A 20,519-nucleotide genomic window follows, 5' to 3' on the forward strand; every position below is an offset into this window, starting at 1 on the left:
GATCAGCCCGCGTTCTCCTGCTTCTCGCGCAGCGCCTCGACCGTGCGAACGGTCTTCGACGGAAGCGCCTGGAAGACCGCGGCGGCCTTCGACATCGAGGCCTTCATCATGCCGGCGACCTTCGACAGCAGAACCTCACGGCTCTCCAGGTCGGCCAGCTTGTTGACCTCGTCAGCGGTGAGCGGGGCACCGTCGAAGTACCCGCCCTTGATCACGAGAAGAGGGTGTGCCTTGGCGAAGGTGCGCAGACCCTTCGCGACGGCGACCGGGTCGCCGTGCACGAAGGCGATCGCCGACGGCCCCTGAAGGTCGTCGTCGAGGCCCGTGACCCCCGCGTTGCCCGCGGCGATCTTGGTCAGCGTGTTCTTCACCACGGCGTATTCCGCATCCTGACGAATGCTGTCGCGGAGCTCCTTGAGCTCGGCAACCGTCAGGCCGCGGTACTCGGTGAGCAGAACGGCGGTCGAGCTCTCGAACTTGTCGGCGAGCTCGGCGACCGATGCTTCCTTCAGCGCCATGGCCACTCCTTGATACGTACGAGGCTCCTCACGGTGGTGAGGTGCCGGCCGCACCGCCTGCCCGCACACATGACAAAAGCTCCGGCGCAAGCGCACGGAGCTTTTCGGATCCTGAAAACAGGGGAAGATCTCAGCACACCTGCGCGGGCCCCTGCGTCTGCAGTGCTTCGGTCGAGGTGCGTTTGCACGCGCTTCGACGACCGGCGGTCTTCGGCTTCGACCATCGTACGGCAGTCGGCGCGGATCCGCCAAACCCGCGAAGCTGGGGATCCGCCGCGAGCGGGCCCGCCCAGCAGGGCGACTCAATCGACGAGCGCGAGCGCCCGATATGCATCCTGCGTTGCGGCGCGGAGCATCGCCTGCTCACGCGGGCTCATCGACCCCTGCGGGATCGAGGCTCCCGTCGTGAGGCGGTACAGCTCGTCGATCAGAGCGGTCGCCATACCCACGAGCTTCTCGATCTCGCTCTCGTCGCGGTCGATCCACACGAACTTCGGATCGTCGTGGAGCGGTCGGAAGTCGCGGTGCTCCTCCCATGCGAAGAGAGTGCGCTCAGCGCCGAGCACGTGCTGCTGCCACCACACTTGCCGCAGATACTGGCGCGGAATCGTACGCCACGACTTGTTCGTCGTCTTGATCTCGGAGAGGGTCACGCGCCCCGCGTCATCCTGAACGATGCCGTCAGGCGTCGCGAGGTGTCGCTTCTCGCCGTGGGACCGAAACAGGGCACTCGACGGAAGGATCCCGTGCTCGCGTTCGATCCAGGCGGCGATCTCGGGCTCACGGCGACGACCGTGATCCGTGTATGCGTTCCCCGAGAAGCTGGACGGCCGCAGCTTCTGCTTCGCCGCACGGAGGATCGACGCCGGGGTCGAGAGGTGCGCGACGTCGGTCGCGGTGATGCCCTGCGAGCGAGCCTTGAGCCACGCCACCCGATCACGCGAGTCGGCCACGACACGGGCCTGCAGATCGGGAGTCAGCACCCTCATGACCCTAGTCGACCGGTCCTGCACGCCCCGGAGCGACGCGCATTGGTTGCATAAAGTCAACCACTCACCTATAGTTGACGAAACTCAACCTTTTGCGCGACGATGGTGCCGCGCCCCGCTCTTCCTCGCTGGAAAGGACGCGCGTGAGCTCTCCTCACTCCACCACCGTCTCCGCTCGCATGTCGCGTCGCCAGGTACTCGAGGCCCTTTCCGGGCTGCTCCTGGCGATGTTCTGCTCGATGATGTCGATGACCGTCGTCGGCACGTCTCTGCCGATCATCGTCCCGGAGCTCGGGGGATCCCAGACCTCCTACACGTGGGTCGTCACGATGACGCTGTTGACGACAGCGATCTCAACCCCGATTTGGGGAAAGCTCGCCGATCTCCTGAACCGCAAGACGCTCATGCTGATCGCCCTCACGGTCTTCGTGCTCGCAAGTGCGGGGGCCGGACTGAGCCAGAACGTCGAGATGCTCATCTTCTTCCGCGCCCTGCAGGGCATCGGCGGCGGCGGCCTGCAGTCGATGGCGCAGATCCTCATGGCCGACATCATCAGCCCGCGCGAGCGCGGCCGCTACATGGGACTCATGGCCGGCGTCATGGCGATCGGCACGGTCGGCGGCCCGCTCCTCGGAGGGCTGCTCACCGACACCATCGGATGGCGCTGGAACTTCTACGTCGGCGTCCCGCTCGGCATCATCGCGTTCATCGTGATCACCCGCACGCTGCACATCTCGCAGCATCGCGCAGGCAAAGTGCGCATCGACTATCTCGGCATCGGGCTGCTGAGCGTCGCGGCGGGCTTCCTGCTCGTATGGATCTCGAACGTCTCCGACTACGGCTGGGCCAGCTGGGAGACGCTCTACATGGTCGGCATCGGCGTCGTCGCAACGATCGCATTCATCCTCGTCGAACGACGGTCGGCCGAGCCTCTCATCCCGATGCAGATGTTCCGTGACCGCACGTTCACGCTGGCGGTTCTCGCCTCGGTCTCGATCGGCGTGTCGATGTTCGGCACCGCCATCTATCTCAGCCAGTACCTGCAGATCGCGCGCGGCTTCGGCCCGACCGAGGCCGGCCTGCTGACGATTCCGATGGCGGCGGGAATGCTTGGCGCCTCGACCGTGATCGGCCAGATCGTCTCACGTACGGGCATCTGGAAGCCCTACCTCATCCTGGGCGGCACGCTGCTCGTGGCCGGCACCGGGCTGCTCTCGACGTTGCAGGTCGACACACCCCTGTGGCTCGTGGGCGTATTCATGTTCCTGCTCGGCTCCGGCACGGGCATGACGATGCAGAACCTCGTCCTCGTCGTGCAGAACTCCGCGGATCCGACCCGGATGGGCGTCGCGAGCTCAGGCGTGAACTTCTTCCGTTCGGTCGGCGGCACAGCGGGCGTCGCGATCATGGGATCCGTCCTCGCCGCCAGCATGACGCAGCAGGTGACCGATCGGATGTCCGAGATCGGCGCCGCTGTCGCCTCCCTCGGAGCAGAGGGCCGGGCCGTCGCCGAGCAGCTCGCGGCCGGCACCTTGCCGACGACGCGCGACATGCCCGAGACGATCGCTGTGATCATCGAGGACATCGCCGCGAACGCCATCTCGCACGCATTCCTCGTCGGTGTGCCCCTGGCGATTCTCAGTCTCGTCGCCATCTGCTTCCTGCCGAAGGCACGGCTCGTCACGCAGACGACGATCGAGCGGCTCGAGGACCGAAAGTCCGCTGAGGCGTCGACGACGCAGGTGGGCGCCGAACGTGCCACGCAGACCGCGGTAGCGTCGACAGGTGCGATCCCCACGCACACCCCCGAAGGATCCGAGACCCCACGAGACGATGACTGACACCCCTGAGGACGAGCGGCGCGCCGAAGCCGTCCGCTTCGTCCAGTCCAGCCTGGGCGACGTGTTCGCGCAGTTCCGACGACTGGTCAAGCGCAACGCCGAGTCGCTCCAGCCCGGCCTGCATCCCGCCACGTTCAAGATGTTCACGGTGATCGCGCGCCATGCACCGGTGACCGCGTCGACGCTCGCCTGCTGGCTCGACATGGACAAGGGCCAGGTCAGCCGCGCGGTGCGCGATCTCGAGGAGGCCGGTCTCGTCACCCGTCGGCCGGACGAATCCGATCGGCGCTCGTTCGTGATCGAGCCGACCGAGAGCGGCAACACGCGCCTCGCCGCGGTGCGCACCCGGCAGGAGCAGAGCCTTCACGCGCGCCTCGCGGAGTGGCCCGTCGAGGACGTGCACCGCCTCGGCGAGCTCCTCCACGCCCTCACAGAACGGGATCCATTCGGCGAGGACTGACGTCGCCGCACCCGTTCGCGGGTGCCGCGTGGTCGTTCGGATCCTGCGAAACGACCAGACGGCACCCGCGAATCGGATCCTTCGGGGCGCTCCGTCACGCGTCGGGGTTGGGGCATTCGATCCCACCGAGAGCGGGGATCCGGACGGCGACGGTCTTCATCTGCGGCGACTGCCACTCCGCCGTTCCGGGGGTCCACACGGTGCGCGCCGTGACATCGAAGCTCGAGCCGAGAAGCAGATCGAGAAGGGATCCGAGGATCTGCTGGAGGACGCCGTTGCTGAGCGTCGTCGTGTAGACGCCGCTCGCGTCGGGGCCCGTCGTCGTGACGGTCGCGGTCGTGCCGTCGATGCTCCACCGAACATTCTCCGGAGAAAATCCGCTGTAGGGGGTCGAATCCTGCGGCCAGCGCCACGTCACCGTGAGGAACGGCTGCGCCAGATTCAGCGCGCTCGGGCGCTGACAGCTCGTCGAAACGATGTCGGGAGCCTGAAGCTGCACCGTGCCGAGCGTCTGGCCAGACGCCGCGTGCTCGGCGTCGGTGAAGTCAGCCTGTGTCTGCTGCGCGACGGCCCCGCCCATCACGACCGACACAGCCATGACGCTCAGCGCCATGATCCCGATCATCCGGCGCCGCTTCATGTGCGCGCCCTCCTGCGTCGGTAGTCCACGGCGAGCGTCGTCCCCACTCCGACGATCGCAATCCCGCCCCAGACGACGAACCACGGCAGGCCGTTGCCCGTCGTCGCGAGCCCGTCGCCATCGTCGGGCGCAGACCCCGCCTCGATCTCTTCGCCGAGCCCATGAGCCAACACGCGCAGCTCGGTGCGCTCCCCCTCCTGCGCATCCGCCGGCGCAGCGATCGACAGAAGCAATCGTGCCGTCTCGTCGGCGTCGATCCGCAGCAGCCGCTCCCGCGATCCGTCACGGGGTGCTGCGAACCCGGACCGCAGCCGCTCCTCGCCGGCGGCGCACGATCCGCCTGTCCACGCGACGGCGCACCGAAGGACCGTGACGTCGACGTCCATCTCACCGGATGCGGCCAGGGAGATGTCGATGCGGCCCGGATCACCCGGAGCAGCGCTCACCTCGACGAGCCAGTCGACGCGCTGACCCGGTGACAGGTCGGTCGCCGCTCTCTCGTCGAGGACCGACACGAGACGCAGTCGCTCTCCCTCGACGACGTCTGGGGCCGCCGTTGCCGAGGCGGCACTCGGGGCGAGGAGAATCGCGAGGATCAACGCGCCAATCGCCCACGCGCGCCTCATGTCAGCTGCCCCACGGGCTCGGCGCGTCTGCGATCAGAACGGTCGTCACGGTCCTGGGGCCAAAACGCCCAACCCACCAGCAGACCCGCCGCGAGAGTGAGGCCCCCGAGCACGAGCGGATGCCCCAGCCAGACGATGGCAGGGGCGATACCGGGCACAGAAAACAGGGTCTCACGCACGGTCGTCACCTCGTACGGGAACGGGTCGTCCGCGTCGTTCGCGTCACCGCGCATCGTGATGATCCGCTCGCCAGGGTTCTGCCCCTCCTCCACGCTCGTGACTCGGTGTGTGACGGGGAGACGAGACGCGCCGCGATCCACCGTGATGACATCTCCCACCGCGACCTCCCTGGCGGGCACCTCTCGTACGACGGCGACGGATCCGGCGGGGATCGCCGGTGCCATGGAGCCCGTGCGGAACATCATGAGGCTGATATCGAAGACGAGGGCGAGGACGACGAGCGTCGCGCACACCACGCCGCCCGCCGCCGCGACCCAGAGCAGAGCCTCTCGGACCGCGTGCAGCGCACGAGGAGGGCGACGCATCGCGTGACGCGCCGCCGCGGTCTCTCCCCTCACTCCGACTGCGCTGTGACGACCCACCGCGGCACCGCCTCCTGCCCCTGCGCCTCATTCCCGGTCGAATCGGGCAGCGTCACGGCGAAGCAGTAGGTGACGATGGATCCCGCCGCCGCGGCCAACTCCTGCGTCGTCGACGAGTTCGTCGTTGGTGCGGATCCTGTCGGAACGACCTCGCTCCCCGCCGCGAACGTCGTCGCGTCGCAATTCGTCTCCCCGATGGTGCGCACCCCGTATCGGAGGAATGCACCGAGACCCGCGTCGTTGCCGTCATCCGCAGACAGCTGCGCCGTTCCCGCGACGGAGCCCGCAACCGTGCGCACAGAGAATCCCGCGTACACGGTCTGCCCCGGCACCAGCTCGAGGGCGGCAACCGTGAAGTCGAGCGCGGCAGCACCCGCTGCGTCAGCGTGCTCGGCGTAATCGATGCCGTTCGTCGCCCCCTCGATCCCGAAGGAGCCTGCCGAGAATGTTGCCGTCGCGTGCTCCCTGTCCGTCCAGGCGGCGAGCGTGGAGGCGGCGCCGACGCCGAACACGATGCCGCTCGCGAGGATCGCCCGCACGCGTCGGAGCGCACGTGACCGCGAGCGCGGCGTATGCTCCCGCCGGGACATCTCAGTTCGCGTCGACGGAGGTCGCCTGGAACTCCCACGTCGCGGTCGCCGTCGCGGCCTGCGCGAGGTCGTCACCCGCCGTGATCGCGAAGCAGAGCTGGACGCTGGCGCCCGGGACGCCGTCGCCGTGCAGGACGTCGGCCGTTGCCGTCGCCGTGTTCGTGTCGAGCGTCGCCCCCTCGCCGAGCACCGTTCCGGCCGCGACCGTTGCCGCATCGCAGGTCTCGGCCGCACCGATCGCCGCGACGACGTAGCCGTATTGAGCGGCGTCGCCCGTCGCAGCCACGCTCGCCTGGGAGAGCGTGCCGTCGACGCTCGTCGCGTCGTCGAGGCGGACGAAGAACGAGTCGTAGGCGACTTCTCCGGGCACCATGTTCGACGTCTCGGCGACGAACTGGACCTGATCGAGCTGCTCAGCCGCCGCGGCGTCGGAATGCTCCGCATAGGCGACGTCGTCGAGCGATCCCTCCAGATTGAAGGAGCCGGCCGCGAACGTACCGGTGAGGAACTCCGAGTCGTTCCAGGTGGCGAGCGTATATGCCGCGCCCACGCCGACGACGAGGCCGCCGGCGAGGATTGCGAGCACCTTGCGGCGCCGCACGGTGGTGCGTTCAGACATGGATCATCCCCCCGCGCCGCGAGGGACGCCCCTTGCGTCGAAGACTCACGGCATTGTGCGGACCAGTATTCTCCAGGACTCACGTCGAGACAAGAGCCCCTCGCCAACGCCCCGCGGGAACGACGAACGCCCCGCCGCGGATGCGACGGGGCGTTCGAGACGAGACTCAGACCGCAGCGGCGATCGAGTTCACGTCGAGCGGGATGCCGGGGCCGAATGTGGTCGACACCGATCCCTTCTGGATGTAGCGACCCTTGGCGCTGGACGGCTTCAGGCGCACGACCTCGTCGAGCGCGGCCTGGATGTTCTCGTCGAGCTTGTCGAGGTCGAACGAGGCCTTGCCCACGATGAAGTGGAGGTTGGCGTGCTTGTCGACGCGGAAGTCGATCTTGCCGCCCTTGATCTCCTCAACGGCCTTCGCCGGGTTCGGCGTGACCGTGCCCGTCTTGGGGTTGGGCATGAGACCGCGCGGACCGAGAACCTTGCCGAGTCGACCGACCTGGCCCATGAGCTCCGGAACGGCAACAGCCGCGTCGAAGTCGGTCCAACCGTCGGCGACCTTCTGGATGAGCTCGGCACCGCCGACCTCGTCCGCGCCCGCGGCGATGGCGGCCTCAGCGGCGTCGCCGTTCGCGAACACGATGACCTTCGCGGTCTTACCGGTGCCGTGCGGGAGCATGACGGTGCCGCGCACCATCTGGTCTGCCTTGCGCGGGTCGACGGCGAGCTTCAGTGCGACCTCGACGGTCGAGTCGAACTTCGCGGATCCGGTCTCCTTGGCGAGCGCGACTGCCTCGGCGGGCGTGTAGAAGCGCCCCTCCTCGAGCTTGGCGGCTGCGGCGGTGTAAGCCTTGGACTTTGCCATGTTCGTTATCCCCTCAGCCCTCGACCGTGATGCCCATGGAACGGGCGGTGCCGGCGACGATCTTCGAAGCGGCATCGAGGTCGTTCGCGTTCAGATCAGGCTGCTTGGTCTTGGCGATCTCCTCGACCTGCTCCTTCGTGATCTTGCCGACCTTGACGGTGTGGGGCGTACCCGAACCGCTCTTGACGCCCGCAGCCTTCTTGATGAGCTCGGCCGCCGGCGGCGTCTTCAGGACGAACGAGAAGCTGCGGTCCTCGTAGACCGTGATCTCCACGGGGACGACGTTGCCGCGCTGCTGCTCCGTCGCGGCGTTGTACGCCTTGCAGAACTCCATGATGTTGACGCCGTGCTGACCCAGGGCAGGGCCGATCGGCGGCGCCGGGTTGGCCTGGCCGGCCTGGATCTGGAGCTTGATGAGCCCCGAGACCTTCTTCTTCGGTGCCATTGTTTATCCTTTCGTCGAACGCGCGCCGTGTGCGTGCGCTCTCCCACACCCGAAGAGGTGCGGTGTCTGTGGCGCGCCGAAGCGCGCAAACTCACACATTATGCATGAGCAGCCTGGACAGATCCAGGAAATCCGTTGATCCGGATCAGGCCATCTTCGAGACCTGGTCGAACGACAGCTCGACCGGGGTCTCGCGCTCGAACAGCGACACGAGGACCGTGAGCTTGCCGCTCGCGGGGTTGATCTCGTTGATCGTGCCCGGCAGGCCCGCGAACGAGCCGTCCTTGATCGTGATCGTCTCGCCGATCTCGAAGTCGACCTCGGCGGGCATCGAACGCGACGCCGTGGCCTCCTTGGCCTTCTCGTCGCCGGCGGCGGCCTTCTCGGCCTCCTTGATCTCGGCGAGCGGCTTCAGCATGTTGAACGCCTCTTCGAAGCGGAGCGGCGCCGGGTTGTGCGCGTTGCCGACGAAGCCCGTCACGCCGGGCGTGTGGCGGACAACCGACCAGGTGTCCTCGTTGAGCTCCATGCGCACGAGAACGTAGCCGGGCACGCGCACGCGCGTCACCATCTTGCGCTGACCGTTCTTGATCTCGACGACGTCCTCCATCGGGACCTCGACCTGGTAGATGTCGTCCTCGACCTCGAGCGTCTGCTTGCGCTGCTCGATGTTCGTCTTCACCTTGCGCTCGAAGCCCGCGTAGGAGTGGATCACGTACCACTTGCCCTCGAGCGTGCGCAGTTCGGCACGGAACTCGGCGTAAGGGTCGTCGTCCTCTACTTCCGGAGCTTCCGCCTCGGGTGCGTCGACCTCAGCCTCGGCCACCTCGGGGGCCTCAGCAGGCGCAGCCGCGCTCTCGTCTGCGGAGTCGTCGGACAGGACCTCGGCCGCAGCCTCCGCCTCGGCGGTCTCGTCGATGTTGAGTGCGTCGTTCACGATCGCGTCTGCCTCCGGGTCTGCGATGGAGATTTCTTCGCTGTCGGCAAGGCCGCTGCCGTCGTCGACATGCATCGCCTTGTGCTCGGCGGCGTCGCTCGCCTTCTCGTTGCCTGCGAGGATGTTGCCCGTCTGGGCCTCGTCGTCCTCGCTCGACTGCTCAGCCGCGGGGGCCCAGTCGGCGTCGTCGAGATGCTTCTCGGACACGTTTGCCTCTTTCGATCTAGTTCGGAACGCCGAAGACGACGTCCACCACCCACGAGAAGACCGTGTCGAGCCCGAAGATGAGGGCCATCATCACGACGACGAAGCCCAGCACGACGCTCGTGAACTTCAGGAGCTCCTTGCGGGTCGGCGTGACAACCTTGCGAAGCTCCGCGATGACCTCACGGAAGAACAGCGCGATCCGCGCGAAGAAATTCGGCTTCTTGCCTGCGCTCGCACCGCCCGCGGCGGCGGCCATGCCACCAGCTGCATCCTGAGCCATTCGTCACCTTTCGTGAGTCAGCGTGCCGCTGACGCGCAGGGCGGACAGGAATCGAACCTGCAACCTGCGGTTTTGGAGACCGCTGCTCTGCCAATTGAGCTACCGCCCTAGAGGCCGAAGCGACCTCGGAATCCCCCACCTCACCCGCCACTGATGCCCGAGGCACAGCGAAGGATGCAGCGCGGAACTGCTCTATCGATCATACGGCATGGGGTACGACGGCGCGAACCGGGCTCGGCCCCGCGCGCGTCGCTCACCGCCCGACACGCGCGAGGAAGGTGCGCGTGCGCTCGTGGCGCGGCGCGTCGATGACCTGCGCAGCAGGCCCCTGCTCGACGACCACACCGTCCGCCATGAAGACGACTCGGTCGCAGACTTCGCGGGCGAAGCTCATCTCGTGGGTCACGACGATCATCGTCATCCCGTCGGCAGCGAGCTGCCGCATCACGGCGAGCACCTCCCCCACAAGCTCAGGGTCGAGCGCGCTCGTAGGCTCGTCGAAGAGCATGACCTTGGGCTTCATCGCAAGCGCCCGCGCAATCGCCACGCGCTGCTGCTGACCGCCCGACAGCTGGGACGGGTAGACGTCGGCACGGTGGGCGAGCCCCACCCGATCGAGCAGATCGAGCGCCTCGGTGCGCACCTCGGCCTTCGGCCGCCGCAGCACACGGACCGGAGCCTCCATCACGTTCTCGAGCGCCGTCATGTGCCCGAAGAGATTGAAGCGCTGGAACACCATCCCGAGGTCGCGCCGGCGGAGGGCGACCTCCTTCGGCCGCAGCTCGTAGAGGCGGCCTCGATGCTCGCGGTAGCCGACGAGCACGCCGTCGACCCGGATCTCGCCTGCATCGAGCTCCTCGAGGTGATTGATGCAGCGCAGCAGCGTCGACTTGCCCGAACCTGACGGACCGAGGATCCCGACGACCTCTCCCGCGTGGACCTCGAGGTTTACGTCGCGCAGCACCTGGGTGTGGCCGAACGACTTGCCGACGTGCGAAACCGTGACGAGCGGATCCGCTGCGGACATCCTCTCGGTCATGCGCCCTGCTCCTTCGTGGTGTCGGCGGCGCTGTGTTCGTCACGCGGTGTTCCACGAAAGCCGAAAAGCCGCGTGAACGCGCCGGGCCGCTTCGGTGCATCCTTCGCGAAACGACGTTCGAGCCAGGTCTGCAGGACGCTCGCGATCGAGGTGAGGAAGAGATACCAGACGCTCGCCACGAGCAGCATCTCCATGAGGCTGAAGTCGGCGGCGCCGATCTGGCGAGCGCGGTAGAGCAGGTCGCCGGCGCCGATCACCGAGACGAGCGACGTCTCCTTGAGCAGCGTCACGAGCTCGTTGCCCGTGGGCGGCAGGATCGCCCGCATCGCCTGCGGGAGGATGATGCGGCGCAGCGTCTGGGCGGGCGTCATGCCGAGCGCGCCAGCCGCTTCGTGCTGCCCACGATCGACGGACAGGAGCCCACCGCGCACGATCTCCGACATGTACGCGGCCTCGTTGAGGGTCAGCGCGATGAGTGCCGCGAGGAACGGAGAGATCGTGTTGAGCGGAATCTGGAACTCGCCGACCCCGATCGTCGGGATGAAGAGAGCCAGGTTGAACCAGATGAGCACCTGCACGAGGAGGGGCGTGCCGCGGAACACCCACACGAACAGCCAAGCGACCGTCGCGAGAACCGGATTGCCCGAGATCCGCATCACCGCGATCACGACGCCGAGTGCCACTCCCAGCACCATCGCGACAACCGTCAGCACGACGGTCACCGCCATGCCCTCGAGGATCGCCTCCGCCCCGACGCGCGAGAAGATCAGATCCCAGCGGATGACGCTGTTCTGCGCGATCTGCCAGACGATCAGCGCCGCGAGCAGCACGAGCGCCGCAACGCCCGCCCACTGTCCGTAGTGACGCACAGGGACGACCCGGCGCGGGGCCTGCATCGTACGGGGATCGGTCATGACAGCGCTCGCGTCACTCCGCGCCGTTGACGGTGATCTCGTCGAGCGCGCCGAGCGAGACGTCCCAGCGCTCGAGGATCTCGGCGTACGTCCCGTCGTCGACGAGTGACTGGAGCGCCGCCTGGAACGCGTCGCGCAGCTCGTCATCGCCCTTCGCGAAGACGAAGCCGAGGGGCTCGCCGCTGATCGGCCCGTCGTTCGCGACCTCGAATGCCGCACCGCCCTGGATCTGCGAGGCGTTGTACACCCCGACAGCCTCCTGCGTGAGCGTCGCGACGGCGCGCTCGCTCTGCACCTGCGTCAGCGCCTCGGTGTCGGTCTGCTGGGTCAGGATGTCGATCGGGTCGCCCTGGCAGCTTCCCTCGTTCTCGGCCTCCAGCAGCGACTGCTGGGTCGAGTCGACGAGGACCGACACCGTGAGCCCACACAGGTCGCTCATCTCCGAGATCCCCTCGGGGTTGCCCGCGGGGACGATGATCGCCTGGTCGGCCGAGAAGTAGTCGACGAAGTCATAGTTCGCCTGGCGCTCAACACTGTCGGTGATGCCCGCGACAACGAGGTCGTATCGCTCGGAGTCGAGCGACGGCAACAGCGTGTCGAAGGCGACGTTGCTGAGCTCGTACTCGAGCCCGAGCTTCGCCGTCGCGGCCGCGAGCAGATCGATGTCGAGGCCCGTGATCGTCTCTCCGTCGGCGGCGTCGACGAACTCGTACGGCGGGTACTGCGCCTCCGTGCCGACAGTGACGGACCCCGCGTCGCGCACGTCGTCGGGCACGAGAGCCGCGAGGGTCTCGTCGGCCTCGGCTGCAGGGGCCGCTCCGGTCTCGTCGTCGGGCGAGGAGGAGCAGGACACGGCGAGCGCCGCGACCGCGAGGGCGGCGGGCGCAAGAAGAAGGCGGGAAGGACGCATTCGTCTATTCTGCCGAGCACGCCTGGGAAGCCGCTACGGCGGCGGCGAAACGCCCCTCCCGAAGGGCGTTCCGCCGCAGGCCGGTCACGCGTTCGGGAGCAGGGTGTACTTCGTCGAGAGGTACTCGTGGATGCCCTCGGCACCGCCCTCGCGACCCATACCCGACTGCTTGACGCCGCCGAAGGGCGCTGCGGCGTTCGAGACGACGCCCGCGTTCAGGCCCATCATCCCGGTGTCGAGCTTCTCGATCATGCGGTGGCCGCGCGCGAGATCCTCCGTGAAGACATACGACACGAGGCCATACTCGGTGTCGTTCGCGATCTCGACCGCCTCGTCCTCTGTGGAGAAGGTGACGACCGCGAACACGGGCCCGAAGATCTCCTCCGACATGATCGCGGCGTCGCGCGTGAGCCCCGAGACGACAGTCGGCTCGAAGAAGCTGCCCGGGCCATCGATTCGGCGGCCGCCGTGAACGAGCGTTGCCCCCTTGCCGACGGCATCCTCAACGAGCTCCGCCGCCTTCGCGACGGCGTCGTCGTCGATGAGCGGGCCGATCTGCACGCCCTCCTCGGTTCCGCGGCCGATCTTCATTGCCGCGACCCGCTCGGCGACCCGCTTCGTGAACTCCTCGGCGACGTCCTCGTGCACGATGATCCGGTTCGCGGCCGTGCACGCCTGGCCGATGTTGCGGAACTTCGCCGCCATCGCCCCGTCGACCGCCTTGTCGAGATCGGCGTCGTCGAAGACGACGAACGGGGCGTTGCCGCCGAGTTCCATCGACACCCGCAGCACGTTCTCGGCTGCCTGAGCGATGAGGCGCTTGCCGACCCCCGTGGATCCCGTGAACGACAGCTTGCGCAGCCGGCTGTCGCCGATGATCGGCGCCGAGACGCGGCTCGAGCTCGACGAGGTAACGACGTTGACGACGCCCTTCGGCAGGCCGGCCTCCTCCAGCAGCCGCACGAACAGCATGGTCGTGAGCGGCGTGAGCTGCGGCGGCTTGATGACGCTCGTGCATCCCGCGGCGAGCGCCGGCGCGATCTTGCGCGTGGCCATGGCGAGCGGGAAGTTCCACGGCGTGATGAAGAAGCAGGGCCCCACGGGTCGCTGCGAGACGATCATCTGCCCCGTACCCTCGGGCGTGGATCCGTACCGCCCCGAGATCCGCACCGCCTCCTCGCTGAACCAGCGGAGGAACTCTCCGCCGTAGGCGACCTCGCCGAGCGCCTCGGCGAACGGCTTGCCCATCTCGAGCGTCATGACGAGCGCGAGGTCCTCCTTGCGCTCCTGCACGAGCTCCCATGCGCGGCGGAGGATGTCGCTCCGCTTCCGCGGCGGCGTCGCCGCCCACGCGTCCTGTGCGGCGACGGCTGCGTCGAGCGCGGCGCTCGCGTCGCCCTCCGTCGCATCGGCGATCTGGGCGATCACCTCATTCGTCGCGGGGTCGCGCACGTCGAGCGTCCCCCCGCCTGTCGCGTCGACCCATTCGCCGCCGATGAACAGCTTGCCGGGGATGGTGTCGAGCAGCGTCTTCTCGTTCTGGTTCATCTTCGAGTTCCCTTCGTCGGGCGGATCAGATTTTCTGCAGTTCGGCGGCGACGACGTCGAGCGCGTCGTGCAGCAGCTCGTCGCCGATGACGAGCGGAGGAAGGAAGCGGATCACGTTGCCGTACGTGCCGCAGGTGAGCACGATGACCCCGGCGCGGGCGCAGGCCGTCGCGAGCTCCTTCACGACCGCGGGCGCGGGATCCCCCGTCACGGGATCCACGACCTCCGCGGCGATCATCGCGCCGCGACCGCGGACATCGCCGATACGCGGATCCGCGGCGCGGATCGCGGCGAGGCGCTCGACGAGGATCTCGCCGATCCGGTTCGCCCGCTCCGCGAGGCCCTCAGTCTCGTACGCGTCGATCGCGGCGAGGGCGGCGGCGCATGCGACGGGGTTGCCGCCGTAGGTGCCGCCGAGCCCGGAGGCGTGGACGGAGTCCATGATCTCGGCGCGCCCCGTGACGCCGGCGAGCGGCATGCCGCCGGCGATCCCCTTCGCCGTCGTGACGAGGTCGGGAACGATGCCGAACTGCTCGCTCGCGAACATGGTGCCCGTCCGGCAGAAGCCCGTCTGCACCTCGTCGGCAATGAACACGACGTCGTTCTCGCGGCACCACGACGCGATCTGCTCGAGAAATCCGTCGGCGGGGACGATGAACCCGCCCTCCCCCTGGATGGGCTCGATGATGACGGCGGCCAGCTCATCGGCGCCGATCTGTATCTCGATTCGTTCGATCGCGCGCCGTGCGGCCTCGGGGCCGGACTGCCCGTCGCGGAATGGATAGGAGGCGGGCACACGATGCACCTCGGGCGCGAAGGGGCCGAATCCGTTCTTGTAGGGGCGGTTCTTCGCCGTGAGAGCCATCGTCAGGTTCGTCCGCCCGTGGTAGGCGTTGTCGAATGCGACGACGGCTCGCTTCCCGGTATAGGAGCGCGCGATCTTCACGGCGTTCTCGACGGCCTCGGCGCCGGAGTTGAACAGGGCTGTGCGCTTCTCGTGATCGCCCGGGGTCAGTCGGTTGAGCGCCTCGGCGACCTCCACGTACGACTCGTACGGCGAGACCATGAAGCAGGTGTGGGTCAGGCGCGCGGCCTGCGCAGCGACGGCCCCCGCGACGGCAGGGTGGGCGTTGCCGACGCTCGTCACGGCGATGCCTGACCCGAGGTCGATGAACGAGTTGCCGTCGGCGTCGACGACGACGCCGCCTCCGGCCGCGACCGCGGCGAACGGCATGGCTGCTGACACGCCCGCGGCGACGGCGTTGCGCTGGCGCTCGAGGATCGCCCGCGAAGCGGGGCCGGGCAGCTCCGTGACGATCCGCCGCTCCTGCGGCAGCGTCGGGCCGCCGAGCAGAGGGTCGGTGGTGATCGTGGTCATGCCGCGAGGCTACGAGCGGGTTCCTCGCACGCTACTATACGAAGTGGCGGATTCATTCGAGACATTTCGCCGTCATGTCGAGTGTTGGGGGATCCGCATGACCCACGCGCCATCTGCTCCGACGCTCGGCAGCCTGCTCGATCGTCGCGATCTCGGCCTGCGGGCCATCACCCGGATCCCGCGCGCCCGCCGCGACGCCACGCTGCGGTGGGTGCACAGCTCGGATCTTCCGGATCCCGCACCGTTCCTCGACGAGGGCGTCACCCTGCTGACGACGGGGGCGCAGTTCGCCGAGACCGACGCCGACGCGTATGTCACCCGCCTCGTGGCGCGCGACGTCGCGGCCCTCGGGTTCGGCAGCGGTGTCGTCCGCGCGCGGATCCCCGACGAGCTCGTCGCGGCGTGCGAGCGGCATGGACTCCCCCTGTTCGAGGTTCCCTATCGCACCCCCTTCCTCGCGGTGGTGCGCGCCGCCGCCGACGCGATCGCCGCCCACGGCTTCGCGCGCCGCAGCTGGGCCCTCGCGGCGCAGCGGGCGGTCTCACTCGCGGCGCTCCGTGCAGACCCCCTTCCCGCGACGATCGCTGAGCTCGCGAGCCGACTCGACACATGGGTCGGGCTGTTCGATCCCGCCGGCGCGCTGTCGATCGCGCGCCCCGCCCCGCTTCCCCCTCCCGTCGCGGACGAGCTGGGCGATCGCGTGCACCGCATGCTCGATGCGAGGGTGCGCGCCGCCGACACGGTGACGTGCGGTGAACAGACGTTCACCGTTCAGACGCTGGGGCGCGGCGGTCACCTGCGTGGCGTGCTCGCGCTGCAGGGATCCGGCATCGATCAGGAGGCGCGGGGCGTCGTGACAACGGTCGTCGCCATGGCCGGCTTCTCGCTCGAGCGCGCAGCGGAGCTCACACGGGGGCGGGCAGCCCTGCGAGCGGGTGTGCTCCGCGCACTGCTCGACGGCGCAGAACCGCTCGCGCGCGACGTCGCGACCGCCGCATGGGGACGACTCCCCGCCGAGCCCCTGCGCGCGTGGGTCGTGCGCGGATCCGACGACGATCTGCTCGGTTACCTCGAGACCCGTGCCGAGCACGCACCGGGCGCAATGTTCTTCGCCCCGTCCGGCGACGACACGACGGTCGTCCTCGCAAGCGAAGACGCGGATCCGCCCGACGCCCTTTCGACGCGGTTCGGCGCGAGCGTCGGACTCTCGCGCCCAACCGGATACGCCCGTCTCGACGCGGCCGTCGATGAGGCGCGTTCGGTCGTGCCGCGCACGGGCGTCGCCGAGTTCGCGCCGGGACCCGCCGATCTGTTCCGTTCCCCGGGCGATGACCAGGTCGCGGCCGCACGCGCTCTGCTGGATCCGCTGCGCCGCCACGATGCACGGGCGGGCACGAGCCTCGAACGGGATCTCCGCGTCTGGCTGGACCACGACGCGGCGCACGATCGCGCGGCGACGGCTCTCGGGATCCACCGACACACGATGCGGAGCCGGGTTGCGCAGGCCGCGTCGATCCTCGGGCGAGACCTCACGACGTTCGAGGGCCGCGCGACGATCTGGGCGGCGCTCCGCACGTCTGACGGCTGATCCCCTCCCACGAGTTCGTGTCCAGTCGATGCGCGCTCACGGGAGGAAGGGGGTCCCGCGGGCGAAAAGCGGCGAGGGTGTCGCCGCGGCGGGCGTGTGTCATCGGGTTACGCGATGGGGTGACGACCGGCGAGAGGCCGCCTACGCTTGCCGAAACCTGTTCGACCGCACGAGGAAGCCACCATGAACACGTCGTCACGCACCGCCACAAACGCCGCCGCGCTCCACCCGGCCGGCGACATGTGCGCGCACGCGACGCCGGGGCATGATCTGCACCCCGTGCAGCGGCGACTCGCGGCGGCAACGCCCACGCGCTGGATCGACGCGATCGCGGGCTCGACGAGCGACGACGGGCGGCTTGATCTCTGGTCGCTCGACGGCGAGCTCGTCGCCCGGGTCTGGCATCACGAGCACCTCGCCGAGATCGCGCGCACGGGTTCCCCCGTCGCCCTGCACACCGGCTACCACGTGCTCGCAGCCGCCGGAGCGTGGCACAACGTCGCCGACGAGGAGCGCGCGCCCCTCGCCTGACGACGGGTTCGGTCGGGTCGCGTCAGGCGGATCCCATCGGCGCGAAGCGCGCCGCCATCGCCTCGCACTCCGCGGCGCAGTCGCGGCACGCCTGAGCGCACATCCGCATCGCTTCGCTCTTGTCGGCGTGCCGCATGCACTCCTCCGCGCACGCGAGCGCCATCGTCTGCATCGCGTGCAGCATCGAGGTCATCACCGATTCGTCCATCGCCATCGGGCGCATCATCATGCGCATCGTGGCGTGGCTCATATCGGCGCAGTTCATGCACAGTCCGCGACAGCGGGCCATGCCCTCACCGGAATCCATCTCGGCGCACATCGTGCACGCCTGTTCACACGCCATGCACGCCTCGAGACACGCCTGCATCGCGTCGGCGTCGACCATCGTCTCGCCCATCCCGGGCATCGTCATCATGCCCGACATCATCTTCGTATCCATCGCCCTCTCCTCGCTGAGTGACCGTGTCTCGAATGCTACGACCGCGCACGCGCGGTGTCGATGGGGTGCGGCGTCGGATCCCGACAGTCGAGAAGGAGGGCGCTTGTGCTCGACGGCACCACACGGATCCGCGGGTGCTGGTTACGCTGGACGCGTGACTGAACGCGCTCCGCTCTCGAACAAGATCTCCGACATCGCCGAGTCGGCCACCCTCAAGGTGGACGCCAAGGCGAAGGCACTGAAGGCCGAGGGGCGGCCCGTCATCTCCTACGCCGCCGGCGAGCCCGACTTCGCGACCCCGCCCGCCGTCGTCGACGCCGCGCGCGAGGCCCTCGGGGATCCCGCAAACTTCCGGTACTCGCCCGCCGCGGGCCTTCCCGCGCTGAAGAAGGCGATCGTCGCCAAGACGGCGCGCGACTCGGGCCTCGTCGTGGAGCCGAATCAGGTCGTCGTGACGAACGGCGGCAAGCAGGCGGTCTACCAGGCGTTCCAGGTGGTGCTGAACCCCGGCGACGAGGTGCTGCTGCCGGCGCCGTACTGGACGACCTACCCCGAGGCGATCCAGCTCGCCGACGGCACGCCCGTGCCGGTGTTCGCGGGGGCCGACCAGAACTACAAGGTCACGGTCGAGCAGCTCGAGGCCGCGCGCACTGAGAAGACGAAGGTCGTCGTGTTCGTGTCGCCATCGAATCCAACGGGATCCGTCTACACGCCTGAAGAGACCGCCGCCATCGCGCGCTGGGCACTCGAGCACGGCATTTGGATCCTCACGGACGAGATCTACCAGAACCTCACCTACGACGGCGCGCGGGCCGTGTCGGTCGTCGAGGCGGTGCCCGAGGTCGCAGACCAGACGATCCTGCTCAACGGCGTCGCGAAGACCTACGCCATGACCGGATGGCGCGTGGGCTGGATGGTCGGACCGGTCGAGGCGATGAAGCTCGCCGCCAATCTGCAGTCGCACCTCACGAGCAACGTGAACAACATCGCGCAGCACGCCGCGATCGCCGCGCTCGAAGGGCCGCAGGACGACGCCGAGGCCTTCCGCGCCGCGTTCGACCGGCGGCGACGCCTGATGGTCGAGGAACTGTCGAAGATCGACGGCGTCACGGTGCCGACGCCGCAGGGTGCGTTCTACGTCTACCCCGATGTGCGAGGGCTGCTCGGCCGCGAGTGGAAGGGCCGCCGCATCGAGACGAGCCTCGAGCTGGCCGACTTGATCCTTGACGAGGCCGAGGTCGCGGTCGTGCCGGGCGAGGCCTTCGGCCCCAGCGGCTACCTGCGCCTGAGCTACGCGCTCGGCGACGACCAGCTGGCGGAGGGCATCGCCCGCCTGCAGCGCCTGTTCGCGTAGCGGAACTCATGGGTCGCCATCAATTGCTAGTCCGGCGCCACTTCCATTGGCAGTTCGTGGCGACCCTGCGAATCGGGGTCTGAGGGTCGCCAAGAACTGCTAGTCCGGACCGACTCCCACTGTCGGTTTCTGGCGACCCACGTTCGAGTGGGCGCGGGCAGCGTGCTCACAGGCGGGTCCGACGGGGACGGACCTGTGGATAAGCGCTTCTGGAGCGTCCCGCCGAATCACGATGAGCGCATGCAACGCAAGCCTCTGCCCCCGTCCCTGCACCGTGCCTTCACCGTCGCCGACGCTGCCTCCGTCGGAGTTCCGCCCTCACGCCTCCGCGCACACGACCTCGAGTCGCCCTTCCACGGCACGCGCTCCCGTGATCCCGTCGAGGACCTCCCGACACGATTGCGGATCCTGCTTTCGGCGCTCCCCGAGCATGCGTTCGTCGCCGGCCCCACCGCGGCCTTGACATGGGATTTGCCGCTCCCCCTGCCTCTCGCCCGGAAGGCCGAGAGCCGACTCTGCATCGGCGTCCCCGCGCGTGAGAATCGGATCCGCCGCCCCGGTGTGCGCGGTCGGGCTCTGCAACTGGATTCGGAGGACGTCGTCCTGCGTCACGGCATCCGCGTCACGACCCCCGAGCGCACCTGGGTGGATGTTTCGGAAGAGCTGTCGCTTCCGCGCCTCGTCGCCGTGACCGATCGACTGCTCCGAGAAGGGGTCTCTCGCAGAGATCTCGATCGCGCGAACGACCGCGCTGGGCGGCGAAAGCCCGGACGACAGCGTCGAGAGCGGGCGCTGGGTCTTGGCGACGCGAGATCCGAATCCCCCAAAGAATCGCAGCTGCGTGTGCTCTTCCACGATGCTCGGCTGCCGCGCCCCGAGCTGAACGTGAACATCCACGATGGCAGCCGATTCGTCGCCCGCGTCGACATGCTGTTCCGCCGGGAGAAGCTTGTCGTCGAGTACCAGGGCGATTACCACCGCGACGCCGCGCAGTGGCGTCGCGACGAGATGCGTCGCGCCGAGCTCGAGTCGCTCGGCTACCGAGTGACCTACGTGACCGAAGCGGACTTCGATTTTCCGGAGCGCCTCGTGGCGCGGATCCGCCGTCTTCTCGCCACGTCCTGATGGGTCGCCAGAATATGCCAGTACGACAGCCCAAACACTGGCGTTTCTTGGCGACCCGGGACCGGCACAACGAT

General features: G+C 68.4%; 23 protein-coding genes and 1 tRNA gene. 6 read left to right on the plus strand and 18 right to left on the minus strand.

What is annotated here, in order from left to right; genetic code table 11:
* Window positions 1-2: 2 nt before the first annotated feature.
* The gene (rplJ, locus tag C0012_RS03540; protein WP_110589731.1) at window positions 3-518 is read right to left on the minus strand and encodes a 50S ribosomal protein L10; all 516 of its coding nucleotides are present in this window, start codon (window positions 516-518) and stop codon (window positions 3-5) included.
* Between the two features lie 302 nt (window positions 519-820).
* Entirely contained in the window at window positions 821-1,507 is a 687-nt protein-coding gene (locus C0012_RS03545) for a YqaJ viral recombinase family protein (protein WP_198411050.1), read from the minus strand.
* A 143-nt stretch (window positions 1,508-1,650) separates the two neighbouring features.
* Here C0012_RS03545 and C0012_RS03550 point away from each other — a divergent pair, with 143 nt between their 5' ends.
* Entirely contained in the window at window positions 1,651-3,348 is a 1,698-nt protein-coding gene (locus C0012_RS03550; RefSeq protein ID WP_232527762.1) for an MDR family MFS transporter, read from the plus strand.
* A complete protein-coding gene (locus tag C0012_RS03555; protein WP_110589729.1) occupies window positions 3,341-3,808 on the plus strand; it encodes a MarR family winged helix-turn-helix transcriptional regulator in 468 nt (155 codons plus the stop codon). The genes C0012_RS03550 and C0012_RS03555 overlap by 8 nt, the downstream gene beginning before the upstream one ends.
* Before the next feature lie 94 nt (window positions 3,809-3,902).
* Here the strand turns inward: C0012_RS03555 and C0012_RS03560 are convergent, their stop codons facing one another.
* The 15 genes from C0012_RS03560 to gabT all read right to left on the minus strand — a co-directional run bounded on the left by C0012_RS03560 (window position 3,903) and on the right by gabT (window position 15,408).
* Entirely contained in the window at window positions 3,903-4,448 is a 546-nt protein-coding gene (locus C0012_RS03560; protein ID WP_110589728.1) for a hypothetical protein, read from the minus strand.
* On the minus strand, window positions 4,445-5,074 hold the full coding sequence (locus tag C0012_RS03565; RefSeq protein ID WP_110589727.1) for a hypothetical protein: 630 nt from the start codon (window positions 5,072-5,074) through the stop codon (window positions 4,445-4,447). Before C0012_RS03565 ends, C0012_RS03560 begins: the two co-directional genes overlap by 4 nt.
* Window positions 5,071-5,619, minus strand: coding sequence for a signal peptidase I (locus C0012_RS03570; RefSeq protein WP_110589772.1), 549 nt, complete (start codon window positions 5,617-5,619; stop codon window positions 5,071-5,073). Before C0012_RS03570 ends, C0012_RS03565 begins: the two co-directional genes overlap by 4 nt.
* Window positions 5,620-5,648: 29 nt before the next feature.
* Window positions 5,649-6,215 (minus strand): SipW-dependent-type signal peptide-containing protein, encoded by a 567-nt coding sequence (locus C0012_RS03575; protein WP_232527763.1) that lies wholly within the window; start codon window positions 6,213-6,215, stop codon window positions 5,649-5,651.
* Between the two features lie 52 nt (window positions 6,216-6,267).
* Window positions 6,268-6,885 (minus strand): SipW-dependent-type signal peptide-containing protein, encoded by a 618-nt coding sequence (locus C0012_RS03580; protein ID WP_110589725.1) that lies wholly within the window; start codon window positions 6,883-6,885, stop codon window positions 6,268-6,270.
* A 166-nt stretch (window positions 6,886-7,051) separates the two neighbouring features.
* The gene (rplA, locus tag C0012_RS03585; RefSeq protein ID WP_110589724.1) at window positions 7,052-7,750 is read right to left on the minus strand and encodes a 50S ribosomal protein L1; all 699 of its coding nucleotides are present in this window, start codon (window positions 7,748-7,750) and stop codon (window positions 7,052-7,054) included.
* Between the two features lie 13 nt (window positions 7,751-7,763).
* Window positions 7,764-8,195, minus strand: a complete 432-nt coding sequence (gene rplK, locus C0012_RS03590; RefSeq protein ID WP_110589723.1) for a 50S ribosomal protein L11 — start codon at window positions 8,193-8,195, stop codon at window positions 7,764-7,766.
* 145 nt (window positions 8,196-8,340) lie between these two features.
* A complete protein-coding gene (gene nusG, locus C0012_RS03595; protein ID WP_110589722.1) occupies window positions 8,341-9,339 on the minus strand; it encodes a transcription termination/antitermination protein NusG in 999 nt (332 codons plus the stop codon).
* Window positions 9,340-9,355: 16 nt separating this feature from the next.
* Window positions 9,356-9,619, minus strand: coding sequence for a preprotein translocase subunit SecE (secE, locus tag C0012_RS03600; RefSeq protein WP_110589721.1), 264 nt, complete (start codon window positions 9,617-9,619; stop codon window positions 9,356-9,358).
* Between the two features lie 36 nt (window positions 9,620-9,655).
* A tRNA-Trp gene (locus C0012_RS03605) sits at window positions 9,656-9,728 on the minus strand.
* Between the two features lie 144 nt (window positions 9,729-9,872).
* Window positions 9,873-10,658 (minus strand): amino acid ABC transporter ATP-binding protein, encoded by a 786-nt coding sequence (locus C0012_RS03610; protein ID WP_198411051.1) that lies wholly within the window; start codon window positions 10,656-10,658, stop codon window positions 9,873-9,875.
* The gene (locus tag C0012_RS03615) at window positions 10,655-11,572 is read right to left on the minus strand and encodes an amino acid ABC transporter permease (protein WP_162621908.1); all 918 of its coding nucleotides are present in this window, start codon (window positions 11,570-11,572) and stop codon (window positions 10,655-10,657) included. Before C0012_RS03615 ends, C0012_RS03610 begins: the two co-directional genes overlap by 4 nt.
* Before the next feature lie 13 nt (window positions 11,573-11,585).
* Complete coding sequence (locus tag C0012_RS03620; RefSeq protein WP_110589719.1) at window positions 11,586-12,482, minus strand: ABC transporter substrate-binding protein; 897 nt, start codon at window positions 12,480-12,482, stop codon at window positions 11,586-11,588.
* An 84-nt stretch (window positions 12,483-12,566) separates the two neighbouring features.
* A complete protein-coding gene (locus C0012_RS03625) occupies window positions 12,567-14,030 on the minus strand; it encodes an NAD-dependent succinate-semialdehyde dehydrogenase (protein ID WP_110589718.1) in 1,464 nt (487 codons plus the stop codon).
* A gap of 25 nt (window positions 14,031-14,055) precedes the next feature.
* Window positions 14,056-15,408 carry a 4-aminobutyrate--2-oxoglutarate transaminase gene (gene gabT / locus C0012_RS03630; protein WP_110589717.1) on the minus strand — a complete coding sequence of 451 codons (1,353 nt, stop codon included), beginning with the start codon at window positions 15,406-15,408 and terminating at the stop codon, window positions 14,056-14,058.
* A gap of 97 nt (window positions 15,409-15,505) precedes the next feature.
* Here gabT and C0012_RS03635 point away from each other — a divergent pair, with 97 nt between their 5' ends.
* Window positions 15,506-16,996 (plus strand): PucR family transcriptional regulator, encoded by a 1,491-nt coding sequence (locus tag C0012_RS03635; RefSeq protein WP_110589716.1) that lies wholly within the window; start codon window positions 15,506-15,508, stop codon window positions 16,994-16,996.
* Window positions 16,997-17,179: 183 nt separating this feature from the next.
* A complete protein-coding gene (locus tag C0012_RS03640) occupies window positions 17,180-17,527 on the plus strand; it encodes a hypothetical protein (protein ID WP_110589715.1) in 348 nt (115 codons plus the stop codon).
* Window positions 17,528-17,549: 22 nt separating this feature from the next.
* Here C0012_RS03640 and C0012_RS03645 read toward each other — a convergent pair whose 3' ends face one another.
* The gene (locus C0012_RS03645; protein ID WP_110589714.1) at window positions 17,550-17,966 is read right to left on the minus strand and encodes a hypothetical protein; all 417 of its coding nucleotides are present in this window, start codon (window positions 17,964-17,966) and stop codon (window positions 17,550-17,552) included.
* 154 nt (window positions 17,967-18,120) lie between these two features.
* Here C0012_RS03645 and C0012_RS03650 point away from each other — a divergent pair, with 154 nt between their 5' ends.
* Both C0012_RS03650 and C0012_RS03655 read left to right on the plus strand, forming a co-directional pair.
* Window positions 18,121-19,320 carry a pyridoxal phosphate-dependent aminotransferase gene (locus tag C0012_RS03650; RefSeq protein ID WP_110589713.1) on the plus strand — a complete coding sequence of 400 codons (1,200 nt, stop codon included), beginning with the start codon at window positions 18,121-18,123 and terminating at the stop codon, window positions 19,318-19,320.
* A gap of 240 nt (window positions 19,321-19,560) precedes the next feature.
* Window positions 19,561-20,445: an endonuclease domain-containing protein gene (locus C0012_RS03655; RefSeq protein WP_110589712.1), complete on the plus strand. Its 885-nt coding sequence runs from the start codon at window positions 19,561-19,563 to the stop codon at window positions 20,443-20,445.
* The last annotated feature ends 74 nt before the right edge of the window (window positions 20,446-20,519 follow it).

This window comes from Microbacterium suaedae, assembly GCF_003254645.1.
Taxonomy (GTDB): domain Bacteria; phylum Actinomycetota; class Actinomycetes; order Actinomycetales; family Microbacteriaceae; genus Microbacterium; species Microbacterium suaedae.

What these genes read in the sequence shown, in the direction of transcription:
- rplJ (WP_110589731.1), bottom strand. Translation starts at nt 518, where the DNA reads ATGGCGCTGAAGGAAGCATCGGTCGCCGAGCTCGCCGACAAGTTCGAG.
- C0012_RS03545 (WP_198411050.1), bottom strand. Translation starts at nt 1,507, where the DNA reads ATGAGGGTGCTGACTCCCGATCTGCAGGCCCGTGTCGTGGCCGACTCG.
- C0012_RS03555 (WP_110589729.1), top strand. Translation starts at nt 3,341, where the DNA reads ATGACTGACACCCCTGAGGACGAGCGGCGCGCCGAAGCCGTCCGCTTC.
- C0012_RS03560 (WP_110589728.1), bottom strand. Translation starts at nt 4,448, where the DNA reads ATGAAGCGGCGCCGGATGATCGGGATCATGGCGCTGAGCGTCATGGCT.
- C0012_RS03565 (WP_110589727.1), bottom strand. Translation starts at nt 5,074, where the DNA reads ATGAGGCGCGCGTGGGCGATTGGCGCGTTGATCCTCGCGATTCTCCTC.
- C0012_RS03570 (WP_110589772.1), bottom strand. Translation starts at nt 5,619, where the DNA reads ATGCGTCGCCCTCCTCGTGCGCTGCACGCGGTCCGAGAGGCTCTGCTC.
- C0012_RS03580 (WP_110589725.1), bottom strand. Translation starts at nt 6,885, where the DNA reads ATGTCTGAACGCACCACCGTGCGGCGCCGCAAGGTGCTCGCAATCCTC.
- rplA (WP_110589724.1), bottom strand. Translation starts at nt 7,750, where the DNA reads ATGGCAAAGTCCAAGGCTTACACCGCCGCAGCCGCCAAGCTCGAGGAG.
- rplK (WP_110589723.1), bottom strand. Translation starts at nt 8,195, where the DNA reads ATGGCACCGAAGAAGAAGGTCTCGGGGCTCATCAAGCTCCAGATCCAG.
- secE (WP_110589721.1), bottom strand. Translation starts at nt 9,619, where the DNA reads ATGGCTCAGGATGCAGCTGGTGGCATGGCCGCCGCCGCGGGCGGTGCG.
- C0012_RS03610 (WP_198411051.1), bottom strand. Translation starts at nt 10,658, where the DNA reads ATGACCGAGAGGATGTCCGCAGCGGATCCGCTCGTCACGGTTTCGCAC.
- C0012_RS03615 (WP_162621908.1), bottom strand. Translation starts at nt 11,572, where the DNA reads ATGACCGATCCCCGTACGATGCAGGCCCCGCGCCGGGTCGTCCCTGTG.
- C0012_RS03620 (WP_110589719.1), bottom strand. Translation starts at nt 12,482, where the DNA reads ATGCGTCCTTCCCGCCTTCTTCTTGCGCCCGCCGCCCTCGCGGTCGCG.
- C0012_RS03625 (WP_110589718.1), bottom strand. Translation starts at nt 14,030, where the DNA reads ATGAACCAGAACGAGAAGACGCTGCTCGACACCATCCCCGGCAAGCTG.
- gabT (WP_110589717.1), bottom strand. Translation starts at nt 15,408, where the DNA reads ATGACCACGATCACCACCGACCCTCTGCTCGGCGGCCCGACGCTGCCG.
- C0012_RS03635 (WP_110589716.1), top strand. Translation starts at nt 15,506, where the DNA reads ATGACCCACGCGCCATCTGCTCCGACGCTCGGCAGCCTGCTCGATCGT.
- C0012_RS03640 (WP_110589715.1), top strand. Translation starts at nt 17,180, where the DNA reads ATGAACACGTCGTCACGCACCGCCACAAACGCCGCCGCGCTCCACCCG.
- C0012_RS03645 (WP_110589714.1), bottom strand. Translation starts at nt 17,966, where the DNA reads ATGGATACGAAGATGATGTCGGGCATGATGACGATGCCCGGGATGGGC.
- C0012_RS03655 (WP_110589712.1), top strand. Translation starts at nt 19,561, where the DNA reads ATGCAACGCAAGCCTCTGCCCCCGTCCCTGCACCGTGCCTTCACCGTC.